This is a genomic window from Nonomuraea pusilla (assembly GCF_900109355.1).
In the GTDB taxonomy this organism is placed as follows: domain Bacteria; phylum Actinomycetota; class Actinomycetes; order Streptosporangiales; family Streptosporangiaceae; genus Nonomuraea; species Nonomuraea pusilla.
In genome coordinates this window covers 105,964-125,534 of record NZ_FOBF01000024.1, presented here as the reverse complement: position 1 = coordinate 125,534, position 19,571 = coordinate 105,964, and the positions used below count along the sequence as shown (strand labels likewise).

Sequence of the window (19,571 nt, the reverse complement as noted above, 5' to 3'; positions counted from 1 at the left end):
CCCATGGGCAGTCGCCCTTCAGGGACGGCCGGTGGGTCAGCGTGGGTGGCGCTTGAGGGACGGCCTGCGGGTCAGCCTGGGTGGCGCCGGAGGGGCGGCTCGGAGTTCAGCGGGGGTAGAGGCGGAAGGGCACGGCGAGGCGGTCGGCGAAGCGTTCGGCCGTCTCACGGGCGAAGCCTTCCAGCAGGTTCCTCGCGTACGTCTCCGGGTCCTCGCCCGTCAACGCCTCGATGTAGGCGCGGTGCCGCGTCAGCGACTGCACGCCCCGCTCCAGGGTGCCCGTGACGTCCACGGCGTGCGTCGGCGCGTCCGAGCCGGCCACGGCCACCCAGCGGACCCCGTTCCACGGCTTCGCCTCCGTGTCGGGGAAGATCCAGCGGTTCCCCGCGTCGCCCGCCGCGTCGAGCACCGCCCGCCCGACCGCCCGGTGGTCGGGCGTGTTCCAGTACGTGCCGCCCCAGGTGTCCTCGGGATTCAGCGTGATCAGCAGCTCGGGACGGTGCCTGCGGATCGCCGCCGCGATGTCCCGGCGCAGCGCCGTGCCGTACTCCACCACGCCGTCGGGATGGTCGAGGAACTCCACCGCCGTCACCCCGACGACGGCCGCGCTGTCGCGCTGCTCGCGCTCGCGCACCCGCGCCGCCCGCGCCGGGTCGAGCGTGTCGATGCCTGCCTCGCCCCGCGTGACCATCAGGTACGTCACCTCGCGCCCGGCGTCGGTCCAGGCGGCCACGGCCGCCGCGCAGCCGTACTCGAGGTCGTCGGGGTGGGCCACGACGGCCAGGGCGCGCTCCCAGTCGTCCGGCAGGGGGTCGAGCTGTTGCGGCATGGCCCACACCCTAGTGGGCGCCGGACGACCATGGGCGTCGTTCGTGGCCATATGCTGCTAGTTATGCACGATCAGCCAGGGGCTGGGTCCCCCGACAACTTCGAACGGCTGTGGACCCCGCATCGCATGGCCTACATCAAGGGCGAGAACAAGCCGACCGGCTCCGGCCCCGGCGACGGCTGCCCGTTCGACGCGATCCCCAAGATGAGCGACGAGGACGGCCTGATCGTCGCCAGGGGCGAGGTCGTGTACGCCGTGCTCAACCTCTACCCGTACAACTCGGGGCACCTGATGGTCGTGCCGTACCGGCACGTCTCCGACTACGACGAGCTGGACGCCGCCGAGGTGGCGGAGCTGGGGGCGTTCACCCAGCGGGCGCTGCGGGCGCTGCGCAAGGCCAGCGGCGCGCAGGGGTTCAACGTCGGCATGAACCTGGGCCATGTCGCGGGCGCCGGCATCGCCGCCCACCTGCACCAGCACGTCGTGCCCAGGTGGGGCGGCGACACCAACTTCATGCCGGTGGTCGCGCAGACCAAGGTGCTGCCGCAACTCCTGCGCGACACCCGCCAACTCCTCGCCGACGCCTGGAACTGACCACCCCCGCCCCGCACTGCCCTGCTCAGGCCCGCGCGTGCGCCGGGGTCAGGGCTTGGGGGCCTGGGCTGGTGCCGGGGCAGGGGTGGCGGGCACGGGCCGGGCCGCGCCCTCGCGGAGCGCGCCGATGCCCGTGGCAAGCAGCAGCGGTACGGCCAGGGCCAGGGCCATCGACAGCACCGCCGCGCCCGAGTCGTTCACCAGCATGCCGATCACGCCGCTCACCAGCGTGCCGATGAGCCCCGCGCGCAGCGCCGGCGAGTGCTCGAACGCCGCCGGCACCACCCCGGCCGACGCCTGCTCGGGCCGCAGGATGGCGTACACGAGGAACGCCACGGCGGTGATCACGATGGGCATGAGGTTCGGGCTGAGCAGGGTGGCGAGCATGGCCTGCAGCTTGCGGAAGATGACGTCGAACGCCTCCCCGCTGATCACCTGGCCGACGAACCGGCCGAGGTGGGTCTGCTGGTCGGCGGGCTGCAGGTAGTTCACGACGGCGAACGTCATGACGATCACCGCCCCGGCCACGCAGAACGCGCCCAGCTTCACGATCGACACCCGCCTGCCCGCCACGAGCAGCGCCGTCACGGCGATGCCGGGCACGAACGCGATGACGCCGCCGAAGTCGCTGCCCATGCCCGAGCCGCCGAGCACCATGGCGAACGCGCCGAGCACCGCGACCGCCGCCACGCCCGCCTTGCCCGGGTAGCGGTGGGCGATCACGGTGGTGGCCAGCAGCGTGCCGGTGGCCAGCAGCGCGAACGGGATGTTGCCCAGCCCGTAGTAGCGGGCGCCCACGTCCGCGCCGTAGCCCATGACGCTGTTGAGCTGCAGCGTGGTGCCGGTCAGCAGGTCGCCTGCGAGGGTGAGCGCGGTGACGCCCGCGACCACGGCGAGCGGCCCGAGCGGGGCGCGCCGCCACGGCCCGGCGAACGCGACGGCCGTGATCAGGGCCGTCCAGCCGAGCACCCCGGCGACGAGCTGCGGCAGGCCCGACCAGGGCAGCAGGTTCACCAGGTAGCTGGAGACGGGCAGCGCGGCGAGCGCCACGGCGGCGAACCGTATGGGCGCGAGGCCCTTGCGCCTGCGCAGCAGCAGGAACGCCACGACGTAGAACAGCACCTGCAGCACCGCGACGACGGTGAAGTAGACGCCCTTGACCGACCGGATGGTCTGCGCGGTGGCGTCGGCCCGCCGCAGGCGCTCCACCGTCGCCCCCGCGCCGCCCACCTTCAGCGGCACGCCCACGACCGTCTCGGGAACGGCCACGCCGAGCGCGGACAGGACGGTCGCGGTGAAGTCGGGCAGGATGGAGATGTCCTCGCGGTGGGTGGAGGCGGCGCCGAGCAGGTGACCCTCCGCCCCGGGCGCCCGCATCGCGGCCACCCGCAGGTGGGGGACGGAGCCGTGGTCCGACAGCCCCGCCAGCAGCACGGTCGTGTCGGCGGGCAGGACCGACAGCAGCGCGCCCGCCTTGGCGTCGGCCAGGCGCAGGGCGTCGCGGCGCTCCCTGGCGCCGAGCTGCTCGGGCACCTTCGGCAGGCGGTCGCCCGTCAGGTACGGGCGGATGAGGTCGTCGACGTCCAGGGCGACCAGGCGGCACTGCTCGAGGTCGGCGGTGCGGACCTGCAGCGGTGACGTGTGGTAGCGCCCCACCATGCCCTGCCGGTCCGACAGGGCGAGCGCCGCGCCGGGCCCGATGGCGATCGAGCACTGCCCGGCGGCCTTGAGCGTCTCTCCGAGGATGCCCGCGTTGCGCTGGCCCGCCACGTCGATGAGGTAGCGGTAGTCGCGGATCAGCGCGCCCTCGCCCTGCTGCTCGGGCACCGGGGGAGCGCCGCAGCCGTAGCCGACGGCCGACCTCGTGCCGGCCGAGACGGTCAGCCAGCCGTCGTAGGGGCAGGTGACGCTGCCGACGGTGCGCACCGACAGGGAGCCGATGGCGCTCGTCCTCGTGAGCTCCCACAGGTTGGGGGTGTCGGTCTTGGTGAGGTCGTTCCAGTGCAGGCCGGGGACGCCGATGAGCGCCACCCGCCCCGCCGCGCCGACGCCCGCCCGCGCCGCCGCGCTGTCTCCGGTACGAGAGGTCACGCCCGCTCCGGCCCGGGACGCGACGCTCGCGACGGCCTGGGACGCCATGGCCGCCCCGGTGTGGGATGACGCCGTCTGCGACGGTGCCGCGTGTGCGGCCGGCGTCCGGCCGGTCAGCGCCGGGCCGACCGATGACGGGCCGACCAACGACGGTCCGACCAGCACCTGGCCGACCAGCGCGGCCAGCACGACAAGCGCGCGCCTCACCCATGACCTCCCGTGATCGAACGGCCGCACCCGGGCACGACGGGACCGCTGCGCGCCTCCCGCCCGCCGGACCCGACTACTGTCTCACGGTGGCGGGCGTCCACATGCGCGCTCCGCGTGATTGCCCAGCTCACAACGGACGAGATGGCCGAACGCCCAGCGCAGGGACGCGGGATCCGGTCAGCCGGCGGCGGGCGTGAGCCCGGCGCGGACGAGGTGCGCCGGGAGCGAGCGAGCTGAGCAGGACGCGGACACGGTGAGCCGGGCGCGAACGCGGTGAGGCGACGGCGGCGGTGAGCCGGGCGCGTACCCGGCCTGCCAGGTGAGGCCGGGCGTGGGCCGATTCCTGGGCAGGCGGGTGGGCCGGTTCCTGGGCAGGTGGGTGGGCTGGGGTTTCAGCGGGTGGTGGTGGCTGAGGGTCAGGTGGTGACCGGGGTGAGCCAGGTGCGGTAGCGGTCGTCGCGGCCGTGGACGGCGGCGTCGTACGCGTCCGCCAGCTTGCCGGTGATCGGCCCGGCCCCGCCCAGCTCCCGGTTGTCCAGCGAGAAGACGGGGACGATCCCGGCCGCCGTGCCGCACAGGAACGCCTCGTCGGCGGCGTACAGGTCGGAGCGGAGGAGGTCCTGCCTGGCCACGGGCACGCCGAGGTCGGCGGCCAGCCGCTCCACGGTGTCCTGCGTGATGCCCTCCAGCGCCCCCGCGCTGGACGGCGGGGTGAACAGCCGCCCGTCGCGCACGACGAAGACGTTGGCCCCGGTGGCCTCGCTGACGTACCCGGACGCGTTGAGCAGCAGCGCCTCGTCGTAGCCGGCGTCGAGCGCCTCGGACTTGGCGAGGACGGAGTTCAGGTACGGGCCGGTGGCCTTGGCCGCGGTGGGCACCACCGTGTGGTCGTTGCGCCGCCACGAACTGGTCATCAGCCGCACCCCGGCGCCGAGCAGGGCGCCCCACTCCCAGGTGGCGATCGAGACGGTGACGGGGCAGCCGCGCGCGGCGATGCCCATCTCGCCGTAGCCGCGGTGGACGAGATGGCGGATGTAGCAGGACGGGTGGCCGTTGGCCCGCACCGTCTCAAGGGTGGCGGCCCGGAGCTCGTCCATCGTGTACGGGATGCTCAGCCCGATCATCGCGGCGCTCCTGAACAGCCGCCGCAGGTGCTCGTCGAGCCGGAACACGGCGGGGCCCGTGGCCGTCTCGAAGGCCCTGGTGCCCTCCAGGACGGCCGTGCCGTAGTGCAGCCCGTGCGACAGCACGTGCACCGTGGCGTCCGCCCACGGCACGAGCGCGCCGTCCATCCAGATGCTGTCCGATTCCTTCACCGCGTCTCCTCCAGAAGTGGCCACAGAACGCTGATATTTCCGAGCCAATCGATCGCCAATTGGCACAGTATCGGGATAATGGTGGCATGGGAAGGGAAGAGAACCTCGTCACGCTGGTCCGCGACCGCCTGCGCCTGCACCGGGGCACGCCCAGCCGCCGCCTGGCCGGGGCGCTCGCCGACCTGGCCACGACCGGGCTGCTCGCCCCCGGCTCGCGGCTGCCGTCGGAACGCGAGCTGGCCCAGGCGGTCGGGCTGAGCAGGGGCACGGTCGCGGCGGCGTTCAACGTCCTGTGCGAGGAGGGCCTGTGCGAGCGGCGGCACGGCAGCGGCACGTACCTGCTGGGCGCCCCCACCTTCAGCGGGCTGCTCCAGGCGGGCGCGGCGCCGGCGGACCTGTCCACGTCGGTCGTGCCCGACCCCTCCCACCTGAGGATGCCCGCGCTCGACCCCGCCGACCTGCTGCGCGCCCCCAGCGGCCACGGCTACGACGCCCTCGGCGACCCGCGCCTGCGCGCGATGCTCGGCGGCGACGTCCTGGTGACGGGCGGCGCCCAGCAGGGCATCGACCTGGCGGTCCGCGTGCTGGTGCGGCCCGGCGACCGGGTGCTCGTGGGCGACCCGACGTACGGGGGAGCGCTCAGCGTGCTGCGGCGGGCCGGCGCGCACGCGGCGGCGGTGGACCTGACCTCGCCCGGCGCGGTCGCCGGCGCGATCGACAGGTACCGCCCGGCCGCGGTGTTCGCCATGGGCGTGGAGAACCCCACGGGGGCCGTGCCCGACCTGCGGCACCTGCCGGAGCTCGCGCGGGAGCACGACGTCGTCCTGGTGGAGGACAGGACGCTCGCGGCCGTCGTCCACGAGGGCGCGCCGCCCGAGCCGCTCGCCGCGCTGCACCCCGAGGGCACGATCACCGTGGGGTCGCTGTCGAAGGTGCTGTGGGGCGGGCTGCGCGTGGGCTGGCTGGAGGCTCCCGAGCCGCTGCTGGCCCGGCTGGTGGAGGCCAAGCTGGACGCCGACCTGGCGACGAGCGCCGTCTCGCAGCGGCTCGCCGCCGACCTGCTGGAACTCAACCCGCCCGGCCCCTGGCTGGCGGAGATTCGCCGCCGCCGCGACCGATTCGCCGCCGCGCTCGCCGCGCGGCTGCCCGCCTGGAGCTGGACCCTTCCCGCGGGCGGCCTGTCGCTGTGGGTGCGCCTGCCGGGCGTCGACACCGACAGGTTCGCGGAACTGGCCAGGGAGCACGGGGTGGCGGTGGCGCCCGGCTCCCTGTTCTCGCCGGACGGCCGCCACCGCGACCGGCTGCGGCTCAGCTTCGCGCTGCCGCCCGACCTGCTCGACCGGGCGGTGACGGCCCTCGCCGCCGCCTGGGAGCCGGCCTGAGAACCATGGCCGTGCCCGGCGTCGCGAAGCGCCCGGCCGCGGCTTGGGGGCCGCTGTCACTGTGCTCGGCGTCGGGAAACCACGGGCGCGGCCTGGGGAGGCCCGCCGTCAACGGCCGCCGCGAAGGCCCGCCGGCGCCTCTCCGGCGGGCCGCCCTTCGCGAACGGCCGGGCGGGTCAGCCGGTGACCTTCACCCGCACCGGTTTGCTCTCGTGCTGCAGCCGGTCGAGCGCCGTGACGAGGTAGGTGCCCGGGGCGGGCGCCGTGAACGACGGGGCCGTGACCACGGCGAGCAGGCTCCGGGCGTCGTCGTGACGGCAGTCGGGGCCCGACTTCGGCTCCTGGTACACCGCGTACGCGCGCGCCCCCTTCGACGGCGTCCACGACACGGTGGCCCCCGACGCGCCGGCGCCGGCCGGCTTGGCCGGGGCCTCGCCGTCGAGCCCCTTGATCAGCGGCAGCAGGGCGGGCCGGGTGTAGTGCTCCGCGACGACCCGGTCGATGGCCCGCAGCGGGTTGGTCAGCAGCTGCTTGGCGCTGAAGTAGACGTCGCCCTTGACCTGCTCGAACTTCCGGTTGTACGTCAGGTGCGCGGACAGCTCGCCGGGCTTGGTCCAGGACTTGTCGTCGCGGGCGCCGACGCGGTACAGCGCCTGGCCGATGTAGAGCTGGACGTCGGTGCCCTTGACGGCGTCGGCCCACCAGGCGACCAGGGTGCGGTAGTCGGCCGCCTTGAAGCCGCGCGGCCAGTACAGCTGCGGGATGACGTAGTCGACGGTGCCGTGCTTGATCCAGGAGCGGGCGTCGGCGTAGATCGCGTCGTAGGCCGACATGCCGGACGTGTCGGAGCCGGATGGGTCCTCGGCCTTGTTGCGCCAGATGCCGAACGGGCTGACACCGAACTTGACGTACCCCTTGGCCTGGTGGACGGCCTCGTCGACCTCGGCGATGAGCTTGTCGACGTTGTCGCGCCGCCAGTCGGCGAGCTTCTCGCCCTTGCCGTACTTCGCGAAGGCGGCGGCGTCGTCGAACCTCCCGCCCTGGCCCGGGTATGGGTAGAAGTAGTCGTCGAAGTGGACCCCGTCGACGTCGTAGCGCCTGACCACGTCCGTGACCACCTTGGTGACGTGGTCGCGCACCTGCGGCAGGCCCGGGTTGTAGTAGAGGCGGCCGTCGTGCCTGACCACCCAGTCGGGGTGGCGGCGGGCCGGGTGGTTCGCGGGCAGGTCGGCGGCCTTGCCGTCGTAGGAGGCTCGGTACGGGTTGAACCAGGCGTGGAACTCCAGGCCCCGCTTGTGCGCCTCGTCGACGAGGAACGGGAGGGGGTCCCAGCCGGGGTCCTTGCCCGCGGTGCCCGTGAGGTACTGCGACCACGGCTCCAGCGACGACTTGTAGAGCGCGTCGGACGCCGGCCGCACCTGGACGAACACCGCGTTGAGCCGGCGCTTGACCGCGCTGTCGAGGATCTTGACGTAGTCGGCCTTCTGCCGTTCCGGCGACAGGCCGGCGCGCGAGGGCCAGTCGATGTTCTTCACGGTGGCGATCCACACGCCCCGCAGCTGGCGCTTCGGATAGCGGGGGTCGGGCGTGCAGGGCGCGGCCGCCTCCGCGGCCCCGGTGCTGCCGCTGGTGCCGGTGGCGCTGGTCGTCGTCTGCTTCCTGCTCGCCGCGGGGCTCTCTCCCGCACCCGGCCCGAACAGGTAGGCGGCGCCGGTGGTGACGAGGGCGAGAGCGGTGGCGGCTGCGAGGGGGCGTCCGGTTCGCATAATGCCCCAGTCTCGCATCGCCCCTTACATGCCCGGCCCCAAAAACCGAAATCAGTCCGTGATGTTTCTGTGATGCAACCGTAGGGGAGCGCCAAGAGGGCGGCGTCCGCGCGTGCCTCCGGGCGCTCCCGTCACGTCTCAGTCGGCGGCGACCTTGTCCGCCAGGTGCGGCGGCAGCGGCTCGTAACGCAGGAACGAGCGGTGGAAGGTGCCGGTGCCGTGGGACATCGACCGCAGGTCGATGGCGTAACGGGTGATCTCCAGCTGCGGCACCTCGGCCTTGACCAGGGTGCGTCCCGCGCCGACCGGCTCGGTGCCGAGCACCCGGCCGCGCCGCGAGCTCAGGTCGGACATCACCGAGCCCACGTAGTCGTCGGCGACCAGCACCGACAGCTCGTCCACGGGTTCGAGCAGCAGCGTGGGCACCTTGGACGCCGCCTCCTTGAGCGCGAGCTGCCCGGCGATCTGGAAGGCCATGTCGGACGAGTCCACCGAGTGGGCCTTGCCGTCGTACAGGGTGACCCGGATGTCCACCATCGGGTAGCCGGCGACGACGCCGCGTTCCATCTGGGCCCGCACGCCCTTCTCCACGGACGGGATGAACTGGCGCGGCACCACCCCGCCGACGATCTTGTCGACGAACTGGAAGCCGGAGCCCGACGGCAGCGGCTCGACCTCGATGTGGCAGATCGCGTACTGGCCGTGTCCGCCGGTCTGCTTGACGTTGCGGCCCATCGCCTGGCACCTGCCGCCGAACGTCTCGCGCAGCGGCACCCGCAGCTCGACCCGCTCCACCTCGACGCCGTACCGCTTGGACAGCCGGTCCAGCAGCACGTCGGTGTGCGCCTCGCCCATGCACCACAGGACGAGCTGCTTGGTCTCGGCGTTGTTCTCCAGCCGCAGGGTCGGGTCCTCGGCCACCAGGCGGGCGAGCGCCTGCGACAGCTTGTCCTCGTCGGCCTTGGACCTCGCCCTGATCGCGACGGGCAGCAGCGGGTCGGGCATCGTCCAGGCGGTCATGAGCAGGGGCCGCTCCACCTCGGAGAGCGTGTCGCCGGTCTCGGCGCGCGACAGCTTGGCCACCGCCACGATGTCGCCGGCGACGCCCTTGCCGACGGTGCGCTGCTGCTTGCCGAGCGGGCAGGACAGCGTGCCGATGCGCTCGTCCACGTCGTGGTCCTCGTGGCCGCGCTCGGCCAGGCCGTGGCCGGAGACGTGCACCGTCATGTCGGGGCGCAGCGTGCCGGAGAAGACGCGGACCAGGCTGATGCGGCCGACGTACGGGTCGCTGGTGGTCTTGACGACCTCGGCCACGAGGGGGCCGTCCGGGTCGCACGTGACGCCCTTGACCGGCTTGCCCTCAAGGTCGGTGATCTCGGGGAGCGGGTGCTCCAGCGGCGAGGGGAAGCCCTGCGTGACGCCCTCCAGCAGCTCGGCGGCCCCCACGAACCCGCCGGGCCCCACGCCGGTGCACAGCACCGGGTAGAAGCTTCCGCGCGCCACGGCCTTCTCCAGGTCCTGGATGAGGACCTTGGTGTCGATGGGCTCGCCGGCGAGGTAGCGGTCCATGAGCGACTCGTCCTCGCTCTCCTGGATGATCCCCTCGATGAGCGAGCCCCGGTAGGCCTCGATCTGCGCCTCGTACTCGGCTCCCGGCTCCTTCTCGGCGCGTCCGCCGCCGGTGTAGTTGTAGAACTTCTGCGTCAGCAGCCCGATGAGGCCGTTGACGTGACCGTTGGTGACGACCGGCAGGTACAGCGGCGCGACGCCGTCGCCGAAGGCGTCCTGGCAGATGGCGAGCACCTCGTCGAAGTCGGCCCGCTGGTGGTCGATCTTGGTGATGACGACGGCCCTCGGCATTCCGACGTGGGCGCACTCCTCCCACAGCATCTGGGTGAGGCCGTCGACGCCGTCGGACGCCGACACGACGAACAGCGCGGCGTCGGCGGCCCGCAGGCCGGCCCGCAGGTCGCCCACGAAGTCCGCGTAGCCGGGCGTGTCCAGGAGGTTGATCTTGACGCCGTTGTGGACGATCGGCGCGACCGTCAGGTTGACCGACCGCTGCTGCCTGACCTCGACCTCGTCGAAGTCGCTGACCGTGCTGCCGTCCTCCACCCGGCCCGGCCGCTGGATGGTGCCGGTGGCGGCCAGCAACTGCTCGACCAGGGTGGTCTTGCCCGCTCCCGAGTGGCCGACCAGCACGACGTTGCGTATCGCGTCCGCCCGGTCGGCCGAGGGCGCCCTGCCCGCGGCTCCCGCAGCGCCGCCCGTGTTTCTCTCCGCCACATCGCCTCCCGCGTCGTCGGTCTGATCCAACGCCGCGCCCGCGCGGAGGGTGACGGACCGCATGGACGCGGTGTGTTCACCAAATACCCCTGTGGCGGATATCACAAGGGGTGCGGGGCAAAGAAAGTCCTCACCCCGGTGATGGCCTACGATCGACGGCGATGCTCAAACTCCTGCGCCCGGCCGTGACCCGGATACTCACCCCGCTGGGCAGGGCTCTCGCCGGCCACGGGATCGGCCCCGACGCCGTCACGGCGATCGGCACCCTCGGCACCGTCGTCTCCGCCCTGCTCTTCTTCCCCATGGGCCTGCTCGCCGCGGGCGCCCTGGTGATCACCGTCTTCGTGCTGTTCGACCTGCTCGACGGCGTGGTCGCGCGGCTCGGCGGTAAGGGGGGCACCACCTGGGGGGCGTTCCTCGACTCCACGCTCGACCGGGTGGCCGACGCCGCCATCTTCGCCGGCCTGATCTTGTATTTCGTCTCCCGAGGCGACACGCTGATGGCCGGGGTGACGCTCGCCTGCCTCGTCTCGGGCGCGCTGGTCTCCTACGCCAAGGCGAGGGCCGAGGGGCTCGGGCTCACGTGCGACGTGGGCCTCGCGGAGCGGCCGGAGCGGCTGGTCGTGGCGCTGGTGGCGGCGTTCCTGTCCGGGCTCGGCGTGCCGTACGTGCTGCCGGCCGGGATGTGGCTGCTCGCGGCGGCGAGCACGGTCACCGTGGTGCAGCGGGTCGTCCATGTGTACCGGCAGACGAGGAAGCGATGAGCGAGAAGGTCTCCATCGGCGATCGCGTGATGGCCGCGGGCTTCGCGGCGGGCTGGGCGCTGGTGCCGCTGCTGCCGCAGCGGCCGACGGCGGCGGTGTTCCGCCTGATGGCCGACCGCGTCTGGCGCGGGCGGGGGAAGTCCGTGCAGCGCCTGGAGTCGAACCTGTCCAGGGTGACGGGCCTCGACGCCGACGGCGCCGAGCTGCGCGAGCTGAGCAGGGCGGGCATGCGCTCGTACTTCCGCTACTTCCACGAGATCTTCCGGCTGCCGCGCATGGACAGGGACGAGATCGTGCGGCGCACCCACGTCACCGGCGCGGAGCACGTCCACGACACGGTGGCGTCCGGCCGGGGCGTGGTGCTGGCGCTGCCGCACATGGGCAACTGGGACCAGGCGGGCGCCTGGCTGGTGGCGGTGGGCCACCCGTTCACCACGGTGGCGGAGCGGCTGCGGCCCGAGTCGCTGTTCCGCAGGTACGTCGCCTTCCGCGAGGGCCTCGGCATGGAGGTGCTGCCGCTGACCGGCGGCGACGGCCACAACTTCGGCACCCTCGCCACCCGGCTGCGCAAGGGTGGCGTGGTGTGCCTGCCGGCCGAGCGCGACCTGACCAGGAGCGGCGTGGAGGTGCGCTTCTTCGGCGCGGCCACCAAGGTCCCCGCGGGGCCGCCGCTGCTGGCGGTGCAGACGGGCGCGGCGCTGCTGCCCGCCGTCGTCTACTTCGACGGCGACGACTGGGGCATCGACATCCACGAGGAGGTGCCGGTGCCGGCCGAGGGCACCAGGCAGGAGAAGGTGGCGGCCGTGGCGCAGAGCCTGGTCGACGTCTTCGAGAAGGGCATCGCCGAGCACCCCGAGGACTGGCACATGCTGCAGCGGCTCTGGCTGGAGGACCTGTCCCGATGAGGATCGGCATCGTCTGCCCCTACACCTGGGACGTCCCCGGCGGGGTGAAGCAGCACATCGACGACCTGGCGCAGGCGCTGATGGCGCAGGGGCACGACGTGTCGGTGATCGCGCCCGCGGCCGACGACGAGGAGCTGCCGCCGTACGTGACGGGCGCGGGCCGGGCGGTGCCGGTGCCGTACAACGGGTCGGTGGCGCGCATGTCGTTCGGCTTCCTGTCGGCGGCGCGGGTGCGGCGGTGGGTCCGTACGGGCGAGTTCGACGTGCTGCACATCCACGAGCCGCTGATCCCGAGCCTCGGCGTGCTGGCCTGCTGGGCGGCCAAGGGCCCGATCGTGGCGACGTTCCACGCCTCGTTCTCGCGCTCGCGGGCGATCGCGGTGGCCGAGCCGCTGCTGCGCAGCGCGCTGGAGAAGCTGACGGGCCGCATCGCGGTGTCCGACGCGGCGCGCAAGAGCCTGGTGGAGCAGTTCGGCGGCGACGCGGTGCTGATCCCGAACGGCGTGACGGTGAGCCGCTACGCCCACGCGGAGCCGCTCGACGGCTGGGGGCCCGACGGCCGCACCATCGGCTTCCTCGGCCGCATGGACGAGGAGCGCAAGGGCCTGCCGATCCTGCTGGAGGCGTTCGACGCGCTGGCGGCCGAGCGGCCGGGGCTGAAGCTGCTCATCGCGGGGCCGGGCGACGAGAAGGACGTCTACGAGCGGGTGCGCCGCGACTTCCACGACCGCGTGACCGTGCTGGGCATGGTGAGCGAGGCCGACAAGATCCGCGCCTACCACTCGGTGGACGTGTTCTGCGCGCCCAACACCCGGGGCGAGAGCTTCGGCATCGTGCTGGCCGAGGCGATGGCGTCGGGCGCGACGGTGCTGGCCAGCGACATCCCGGCGTTCCGCAAGGTGCTGGGCGAGGGCCAGGCGGGCGCGCTGTTCTCCAACGGCGACCCGGCGTCGCTGGCGCGCGAGGCGGCAGCGCTGCTCGACGCCCCCGAGCGGCGGGCCAAGCTGGCCGAGGAGGCCCTGGTGGCGGTCAGGAAGTACGACTGGTCGACGGTGGCGCGGGACGTGGTGCGGGTGTACGAGACCGTGACCACCGGCGGCGTCGGGCGGGTGGAGGAAGACCTGTGACGTCCACCGTGGTGGTGCTGGTCGTGGGCATCGTCGTGGTGCTCATGGCCGTGTACGTCTCCTGGCGGGCCGGGCGGCTGGACCGCCTGCACATCCGGCTGGAGCTGGCCAAGGAGTCGCTGGACGCGGCGCTGATGCGGCGCCGCGCGGTGGTGCTGGAGCTGGCCGGCTCGCGCCTGCTCGACCCGGCGACGTCGCTGGTGCTGGCGGCGGCGGCGCACGAGGCGCGGATGGCGGGCCCGGAGGAGCGCGAGCACGCCGAGAGCGACCTGTCGCGGGCGCTGCGGGCCGCGGCGGACCAGGAGCGGTTCAGGGAGCGGCTGTCGGAGTCGCCGGGCGGCTCCGACCTGCTGGAGGAGCTCGACGCGGCGGTGGCCAAGGTGGTCTACTCGCGCCGGTTCTACAACAACGCGGTGGGGGTGACGCGTACGGCGCAGCGGCGCTGGCTGGCGCGGACGCTGCGGCTGGCGGGGCACACGGAGTTCCCGCAGTTCTTCGAGATCGATGACAATCCACCGGCGACTATGGCAATGGAATGACCTGATTTTTGCAGGGCCGGTAAGCTTCTTCCCGTTTTTCGGAAGAGGCGAGGAGTGCACAGGTGCGGCTTACCCGGATGATCACGGTGACGCTGGCAGGGGCGGTGCTGCTGCCCGTCGCGGCCTGTAGCTCGGACGAGCCGGCCCCCGGCAAGGCGCCGCAGGCGGCCACGGCGGCCCCCACGGAGGAGCCGACGCCGGAGGACAAGGGCCACCCCTTCACCGGCCTGCCCGCCGACGAGCTGGGCCCGGTGCTCGCCGTGAAGATCGAGAACACCTCCGCGGGCAAGCCGCAGCTCGGGCTGAAGAGCGCCGACATCGTCTACGTCGAGCAGGTGGAGGCCGGGCTGACCCGCCTCATGGCGATCTTCTCGTCGAAGATGCCGCCGAAGGTGGGCCCGGTCCGCAGCGCCCGCATCTCCGACCTGCACATCGTGCCGCAGTTCGGCAAGCCCGCCTTCGCCTACTCGGGCGTGCAGACGAAGATGCTGCCGTTCATGGCGAAGGCGTCGCTGTTCGACGTCGGCGACACCCGCAACCCGGGCGCCTTCTTCCGCCAGCCGGGCCGCTTCGCCCCCTACAACCTGTTCGCCAACACCAAGCAGCTCCTCGCCAAGGCGCCCAAGGCGAGCAAGGCCAAGGACATCGGCTTCACCTTCGGCGACGCCCCGGCCGAGGGCGGCGTGCCGAAGAAGGCGTTCACCGTCAAGTGGCCGGCCGCGCGCTTCACCTTCGCCTGGTCGGAGGCGAAGAAGCAGTGGCTGATCTGGCAGGACGGCAAGAAGGACATCGCCGCCGAGGGCGGGCAGCTGGGCGCCCCGACGATCGTCGTCCAGTACACCAAGACCGAGCGCTCCGAGTTCCACGACAAGAACCAGAGCTACACCCCGCTCGTCCACAGCACCGGCAAGGGCACGGCGATCGTGCTGCGCGACGGGAAGGCGTACAAGGCGCGGTGGGAGCGGGAATCAGAGGACAGCGGCACGACGTTCACCACGGAGAGCGGCGAGCCGATGAACTTCGCCCCCGGCCAGGTCTGGGTGGCGCTCGCCAGCCGCAAGCCCGTCATCCCCTGACGCCTCGGTGTACAACTCCGGCACAAAATGCTGACATCTTGGCATGTCGGGGGAGAGGTCTGTCAGGACCTACGATGGGGTTGAGTACGTACCGTTCGCCTTGAGAGCCGTGAGGTAGACCGTTGTCCAGCACGCCCGAAACCACCCCCGTCACCGGAACGGCCCGCGTCAAGCGCGGCATGGCAGAGATGCTCAAGGGCGGCGTCATCATGGACGTCGTCACCCCCGAGCAGGCGAAGATCGCTGAGGACGCCGGCGCCGTCGCCGTCATGGCGCTCGAGCGCGTGCCCGCCGACATCCGGGCCCAGGGCGGCGTGTCCAGGATGAGCGACCCCGACATGATCGAGGGCATCATCGGCGCCGTCTCCATCCCCGTCATGGCCAAGGCCCGCATCGGCCACTTCGTCGAGGCCCAGGTGCTGCAGTCGCTCGGCGTCGACTACATCGACGAGTCCGAGGTGCTGACCCCGGCCGACTACGCCAACCACATCGACAAGTGGCAGTTCACCGTGCCGTTCGTGTGCGGCGCGACCAACCTCGGCGAGGCCATGCGCCGCATCACCGAGGGCGCGGCCATGATCCGCTCCAAGGGCGAGGCCGGCACCGGCGACGTGTCCAACGCCGTCACCCACATGCGCACGATCCGCGGCGAGATCAAGCGGCTCACCTCCCTGCCCGAGGACGAGCTGTACGTCGCCGCCAAGGAGCTGCAGGCGCCGTACGAGCTGGTCGCCGAGGTCGCGAGGACCGGCAAGCTGCCGGTCGTGCTGTTCACCGCGGGCGGCATCGCCACCCCGGCCGACGCCGCCATGATGATGCAGCTCGGCGCCGAGGGCGTGTTCGTCGGCTCCGGCATCTTCAAGTCGGGCGACCCGGCCAAGCGGGCGGCGGCCATCGTCAAGGCCACCACCTTCCACGACGACCCCGACGTCGTCGCCAAGGTCTCGCGCGGCCTGGGCGAGGCCATGGTCGGCATCAACGTCGACGAGATCCCGCAGCCGCACCGGCTGGCCGAGCGCGGCTGGTGACGGGAGCCGGAGTCCCGTCCGGCTGACGGCGGTTGTTTTCCGCGGAGGCGGCATCCACGAAGGATGTCGCCTCTCGCGTGTCGCCGGATGTTCACTCGGGAGCCATGATCTTCAGTCAGGCTACGGGCGTCCCTCAGCCTTGATCGTCCCGAGGAGCATCCGTGCCGAACCTGAACCGCCGCCACTTCCTCGTCACCGGGCTGGCGGCGGGCGCCGCCGCCGCCGTTCCCGCCGCCGCCCGCGCCGACGACCAGGACCCGGCCGCCGAGACGGCGCAGACCCTCGCCTCGCGCGGCCTGACCACCGACCCGTTCACGCTCGGGGTGGCCTGCGGCGACCCCGACCACGAGGGCTTCGTGCTGTGGACCAGGCTCGCCCAGCAGCCGCTGGCCGAGGACGGGTTCGGCGGCATGCCCCAGCGGCCGTTCCCCGTGCAGTGGCAGGTGTACGCCGACGAGCGCTGCCGCCGCGTCGTCCGCGCCGGGGTGGCCGCCGCCGTGCCGGAGTGGGGGCACAGCGTCCACGTCGAGGTGCAGGGGCTCAGCTCCGACCGGGAGTACTGGTACCGCTTCCGCGTCGGGCCGTACGTCTCGCCCGTCGGCCGCGCCCGCACCGCGCCCCACCCGCTGTCGTACGGCGGCCCCCTCGCGATGGCGTTCGTCTCCTGCGCCCAGTACGAGCACGGCTACTTCACCTCGTACCGCAGGCTGGCCGAGGAGCACCCCGACCTGATCCTGCACCTCGGCGACTACCAGTACGAGTACACGAGGAACACCTACACCATCCCCGGCGGCAACGTCCGCCACCACGAGGGCCCCGAGACCGAGACGCTGGCCAATTACCGCCAGCGCCACGCCCAGTACAAGGCCGACCCCGACCTGCAGGCCGCGCACGCCGCCGCGCCCTGGCTGGTGGTCTGGGACGACCACGAGCTCGACAACAACTGGGCCGACGAGGTGCCGGAGAAGCCCGAGATCCCGCAGCCGGGCTTCCTGACCCGCCGCGAGGCGGCCTTCCGCGCGTACTACGAGAACATGCCGCTGCGCCGCACCTCCATCCCGCGCGGCGTCGACATGCAGCTCTACCGGCGCATCCGCTGGGGGAGGACGGCCACCTTCCACATGCTCGACACCCGCCAGTACCGCGACGACCAGGGCTGCGGCGACGGCTACAAGGACTGCCCCGCCGCCGTCGACCCGAACAGGTCGATCACCGGCGCCGAGCAGGAGGCGTGGCTGCTCGACGGCTTCCGCCACTCCCGCGCCCAGTGGGACGTCATCGGGCAGCAGGTGTTCTTCGCCCAGCGCGACAACAACGCCGGCCCGGCCAAGGTGACCAGCCAGGACGCCTGGGACGGCTACGTCGCCTCGCGCCGGCGCATCACGCAGGGCTGGATCGACGCGCAGGTGCGCAACCCCGTGGTGCTCACCGGCGACGTGCACGCGCACTGGGCGAGCGACCTCAAGCTCGACTACGACGACCCGACGGGCCCGTCGGTGGGCGCGGAGCTGGTGGCCACCTCGATCTCGACGGGCGGCGACGGCGCCGACTCCGACCCGGCCGCGCACCCGTTCCTGAGGATCAACCCGCATCTGAAGTTCTACAACAACCAGCGCGGCTACGTCCTCACCAGGATCGAGCGCGACCTCATGACGGCCGACTTCAAGGTGGTGCCGACCGTGCGCGAGCCGGGCGCGGAGGTGTACACGCGGGCCACGTTCGTGGTGGAGGACCGGGTGCCCGGCGTGCGGCAGACCTACCTGCGCCCGCTCGACCAGGGCCTCAGGGCCGCGCACGAGGTGACGGTGGAGGAGACGGTCCGCCTGGAGACCGAGCGCCCCTGACGGGTGTGCGGGGCGGTACCCCAGTGGGGGTGCCGCCCCCTTCTTCGCCCGGAATATTAGTCAGGCTAAGTTAGTTGTGCTAAGTATGTCGGACGATCCCACCCACCTCGCGGAGCAGGTCTCCGCGGTCCTGCGCCACCTCGTCTTCCTGCTCAGGCGCACCACCGCGGGCCAGCCCATCACCAGCCAGCAGTACTCGGTGCTCGGCTCGCTCGAACACGGCCCCCGCCGCATGACCGAGCTCGCCGAGGAGCACGCCGTGCAGCTGCCCACCATGACCGTCCAGATCAACAGGCTGGAGGACGCCGGCCTGGTGGCGCGGGGGAGCGACCCCGCCGACGCCCGCGTCAGGACCGTCGAGCTCACCACCGAGGGCCGCGACCGGCTGCTGGCCGTCCGGCGGGCCAGGCTCGCCCGCCTCACCGGCGAGCTGGACGCCCTGACGCCCGAGGAGCGCGCGACGCTCGCCGCCGCCCTGCCCGTCCTGGCCAAGCTCGGCCGCAGCTGAACCCGCGAGCCGATCTCAGAGAAGGAGCACCATGACATCCCAGGGGTCCACCGGGGGAATCCTGCGCCAGCCCATGTCCGTCTGGGCCACCGCGTTCGCCGCGGTCGTCGCCTTCATGGGCATCGGCCTGGTCGACCCCATCCTCCCCTCCATCGCCCAGGGGCTGAAGGCCACGCCCAGCCAGGTGTCGCTGCTGTTCACCAGCTACTTCCTCGTGACGGCCATCGCCATGCTCGTCACCGGATGGGTCTCCAGCCGCATCGGCGGCAAGCGGACCCTGCTGGCCGGCCTCGCGCTGGTCGTCGTCTTCGCCGCCCTCGCCGGCACCTCCACCGGCGTCGCCGAACTGGTCGGCTTCCGCGCCGGCTGGGGCCTCGGCAACGCCCTGTTCGTGGCCACCGCGCTCGCCGTCATCGTCGGCGCGGCCAGCGGCGGCGCGGAGTCCGCCATCATCCTGTACGAGGCCGCGCTCGGCCTCGGCATCTCCGCGGGACCCCTCGTCGGCGCCCTGCTCGGCGACTGGAACTGGCGCGCCCCGTTCTTCGGCACCGCCACCCTCATGGCCGTGGGCTTCGTGCTCATCGCCACGCTGCTGCGGCCGGCCGCCAGGCCCGCCGTGAAGACGAAGCTCAGCGCCCCGCTGCGGGCCCTCGCCCACGGCGGCCTGTCCACCACCGCGTTCACCGCGCTGTTCTACAACTTCGCGTTCTTCACGATCCTCGCCTTCACCCCGTTCATCCTCGGCATGTCCCCGTACGGCATCGGGGCGGTCTTCTTCGGCTGGGGCGTGTGCGTGGCGCTGTCGTCGGTGTTCGGCGCGCCGCCGCTCCAGCGCAGGATCGGCCGCGTCAACGTGCTGCACCTGTCGCTGGCCCTGCTCGCCGTCCTCCAGATCGGCATCGCGCTGTCCGGCCACGCGGGGATCATCGTGTTCACCGTCCTGTCCGGCATCCCCATCGGGCTCAACAACACCGTCTTCACCGAGTCCGCGATGGAGGTCTCCGACGCCCCGAGGCCCGTCGCCTCGGCCGGGTACAACTTCGTCCGCTGGATGGGCGGCGCCCTCGCCCCGTTCGTCGCCACCAAGCTCGGCGAGGACGTCGGCACCGCCGTCCCGTACCTGCTCGGCGCCCTGTGCTGCCTGGCCGGCATGGGCGTCCTGCACGCCAGGCGCCACCACCTCAGCACCCTCGCCAGGGTCGAGCCCGCCCCCTCTCCGGCGGCGTGAGCGTCAACCAGGAGGGGCCCGTCGGAAGACACGGGCCCCTCCTGGTGTTGAATTGTCGGAAAACCCGCACCCAGACGG

The 19,571-nt window shown here is 72.5% G+C and carries 16 protein-coding genes; 11 read left to right on the top strand and 5 right to left on the bottom strand.

Going from position 1 to position 19,571, the window contains the following annotated elements; all coding sequences use genetic code 11:
* Positions 1-106 precede the first annotated feature (106 nt).
* A complete protein-coding gene (locus tag BMX74_RS36075) occupies positions 107-829 on the bottom strand; it encodes a PIG-L deacetylase family protein (RefSeq protein ID WP_091105021.1) in 723 nt (240 codons plus the stop codon).
* Between the two features lie 63 nt (positions 830-892).
* On the opposite strand from BMX74_RS36075, the gene BMX74_RS36070 reads away from it, so the two are divergent.
* Positions 893-1,423 (top strand): HIT family protein, encoded by a 531-nt coding sequence (locus BMX74_RS36070; RefSeq protein ID WP_236714915.1) that lies wholly within the window; start codon positions 893-895, stop codon positions 1,421-1,423.
* Between the two features lie 48 nt (positions 1,424-1,471).
* Here BMX74_RS36070 and BMX74_RS36065 read toward each other — a convergent pair whose 3' ends face one another.
* A complete protein-coding gene (locus BMX74_RS36065) occupies positions 1,472-3,721 on the bottom strand; it encodes an alkaline phosphatase family protein (RefSeq protein ID WP_256257474.1) in 2,250 nt (749 codons plus the stop codon).
* Positions 3,722-4,140: 419 nt separating this feature from the next.
* Positions 4,141-5,040, bottom strand: coding sequence for a branched-chain amino acid transaminase (locus BMX74_RS36060; RefSeq protein ID WP_236714913.1), 900 nt, complete (start codon positions 5,038-5,040; stop codon positions 4,141-4,143).
* Between the two features lie 86 nt (positions 5,041-5,126).
* Here BMX74_RS36060 and BMX74_RS36055 point away from each other — a divergent pair, with 86 nt between their 5' ends.
* Positions 5,127-6,422, top strand: coding sequence for an aminotransferase-like domain-containing protein (locus BMX74_RS36055; RefSeq protein WP_091105001.1), 1,296 nt, complete (start codon positions 5,127-5,129; stop codon positions 6,420-6,422).
* A gap of 176 nt (positions 6,423-6,598) precedes the next feature.
* On the opposite strand, the gene BMX74_RS36050 is transcribed toward BMX74_RS36055, so the two are convergent.
* Both BMX74_RS36050 and BMX74_RS36045 read right to left on the bottom strand, forming a co-directional pair.
* The gene (locus BMX74_RS36050) at positions 6,599-8,188 is read right to left on the bottom strand and encodes a glycoside hydrolase family 10-like protein (RefSeq protein ID WP_091104999.1); all 1,590 of its coding nucleotides are present in this window, start codon (positions 8,186-8,188) and stop codon (positions 6,599-6,601) included.
* A 138-nt stretch (positions 8,189-8,326) separates the two neighbouring features.
* Positions 8,327-10,474 (bottom strand): elongation factor G-like protein EF-G2, encoded by a 2,148-nt coding sequence (locus tag BMX74_RS36045; protein WP_055506289.1) that lies wholly within the window; start codon positions 10,472-10,474, stop codon positions 8,327-8,329.
* Positions 10,475-10,635: 161 nt separating this feature from the next.
* Here BMX74_RS36045 and pgsA point away from each other — a divergent pair, with 161 nt between their 5' ends.
* From pgsA to BMX74_RS36000, 9 genes are all read left to right on the top strand, one after another.
* Positions 10,636-11,238, top strand: a complete 603-nt coding sequence (pgsA, locus tag BMX74_RS36040) for a phosphatidylinositol phosphate synthase (RefSeq protein WP_055505566.1) — start codon at positions 10,636-10,638, stop codon at positions 11,236-11,238.
* Positions 11,235-12,143 carry a phosphatidylinositol mannoside acyltransferase gene (locus BMX74_RS36035; RefSeq protein WP_091104998.1) on the top strand — a complete coding sequence of 303 codons (909 nt, stop codon included), beginning with the start codon at positions 11,235-11,237 and terminating at the stop codon, positions 12,141-12,143. Before pgsA ends, BMX74_RS36035 begins: the two co-directional genes overlap by 4 nt.
* On the top strand, positions 12,140-13,270 hold the full coding sequence (locus BMX74_RS36030) for a glycosyltransferase family 4 protein (protein ID WP_091104996.1): 1,131 nt from the start codon (positions 12,140-12,142) through the stop codon (positions 13,268-13,270). Before BMX74_RS36035 ends, BMX74_RS36030 begins: the two co-directional genes overlap by 4 nt.
* Positions 13,267-13,809 carry a hypothetical protein gene (locus tag BMX74_RS46020; RefSeq protein WP_055505564.1) on the top strand — a complete coding sequence of 181 codons (543 nt, stop codon included), beginning with the start codon at positions 13,267-13,269 and terminating at the stop codon, positions 13,807-13,809. The genes BMX74_RS36030 and BMX74_RS46020 overlap by 4 nt, the downstream gene beginning before the upstream one ends.
* Positions 13,810-13,871: 62 nt before the next feature.
* Positions 13,872-14,885 carry a DUF3048 domain-containing protein gene (locus tag BMX74_RS36020; protein ID WP_236714912.1) on the top strand — a complete coding sequence of 338 codons (1,014 nt, stop codon included), beginning with the start codon at positions 13,872-13,874 and terminating at the stop codon, positions 14,883-14,885.
* 122 nt (positions 14,886-15,007) lie between these two features.
* Positions 15,008-15,913, top strand: a complete 906-nt coding sequence (gene pdxS / locus BMX74_RS36015) for a pyridoxal 5'-phosphate synthase lyase subunit PdxS (protein WP_055505562.1) — start codon at positions 15,008-15,010, stop codon at positions 15,911-15,913.
* A gap of 161 nt (positions 15,914-16,074) precedes the next feature.
* The gene (locus BMX74_RS36010; protein ID WP_091104995.1) at positions 16,075-17,757 is read left to right on the top strand and encodes an alkaline phosphatase D family protein; all 1,683 of its coding nucleotides are present in this window, start codon (positions 16,075-16,077) and stop codon (positions 17,755-17,757) included.
* Positions 17,758-17,842: 85 nt separating this feature from the next.
* Positions 17,843-18,265 (top strand): MarR family winged helix-turn-helix transcriptional regulator, encoded by a 423-nt coding sequence (locus tag BMX74_RS36005; protein WP_055505561.1) that lies wholly within the window; start codon positions 17,843-17,845, stop codon positions 18,263-18,265.
* A 31-nt stretch (positions 18,266-18,296) separates the two neighbouring features.
* Positions 18,297-19,493, top strand: coding sequence for an MFS transporter (locus BMX74_RS36000; RefSeq protein ID WP_082535259.1), 1,197 nt, complete (start codon positions 18,297-18,299; stop codon positions 19,491-19,493).
* Positions 19,494-19,571 lie beyond the last annotated feature (78 nt).

Excerpts from the sequence above, each read along its gene's own strand:
- BMX74_RS36075 (WP_091105021.1), bottom strand. The coding sequence starts at position 829 with ATGCCGCAACAGCTCGACCCCCTGCCGGACGACTGGGAGCGCGCCCTG.
- BMX74_RS36070 (WP_236714915.1), top strand. The coding sequence starts at position 893 with ATGCACGATCAGCCAGGGGCTGGGTCCCCCGACAACTTCGAACGGCTG.
- BMX74_RS36055 (WP_091105001.1), top strand. The coding sequence starts at position 5,127 with ATGGGAAGGGAAGAGAACCTCGTCACGCTGGTCCGCGACCGCCTGCGC.
- BMX74_RS36050 (WP_091104999.1), bottom strand. The coding sequence starts at position 8,188 with ATGCGAACCGGACGCCCCCTCGCAGCCGCCACCGCTCTCGCCCTCGTC.
- pgsA (WP_055505566.1), top strand. The coding sequence starts at position 10,636 with ATGCTCAAACTCCTGCGCCCGGCCGTGACCCGGATACTCACCCCGCTG.
- BMX74_RS36035 (WP_091104998.1), top strand. The coding sequence starts at position 11,235 with ATGAGCGAGAAGGTCTCCATCGGCGATCGCGTGATGGCCGCGGGCTTC.
- BMX74_RS36030 (WP_091104996.1), top strand. The coding sequence starts at position 12,140 with ATGAGGATCGGCATCGTCTGCCCCTACACCTGGGACGTCCCCGGCGGG.
- BMX74_RS36005 (WP_055505561.1), top strand. The coding sequence starts at position 17,843 with ATGTCGGACGATCCCACCCACCTCGCGGAGCAGGTCTCCGCGGTCCTG.
- BMX74_RS36000 (WP_082535259.1), top strand. The coding sequence starts at position 18,297 with ATGACATCCCAGGGGTCCACCGGGGGAATCCTGCGCCAGCCCATGTCC.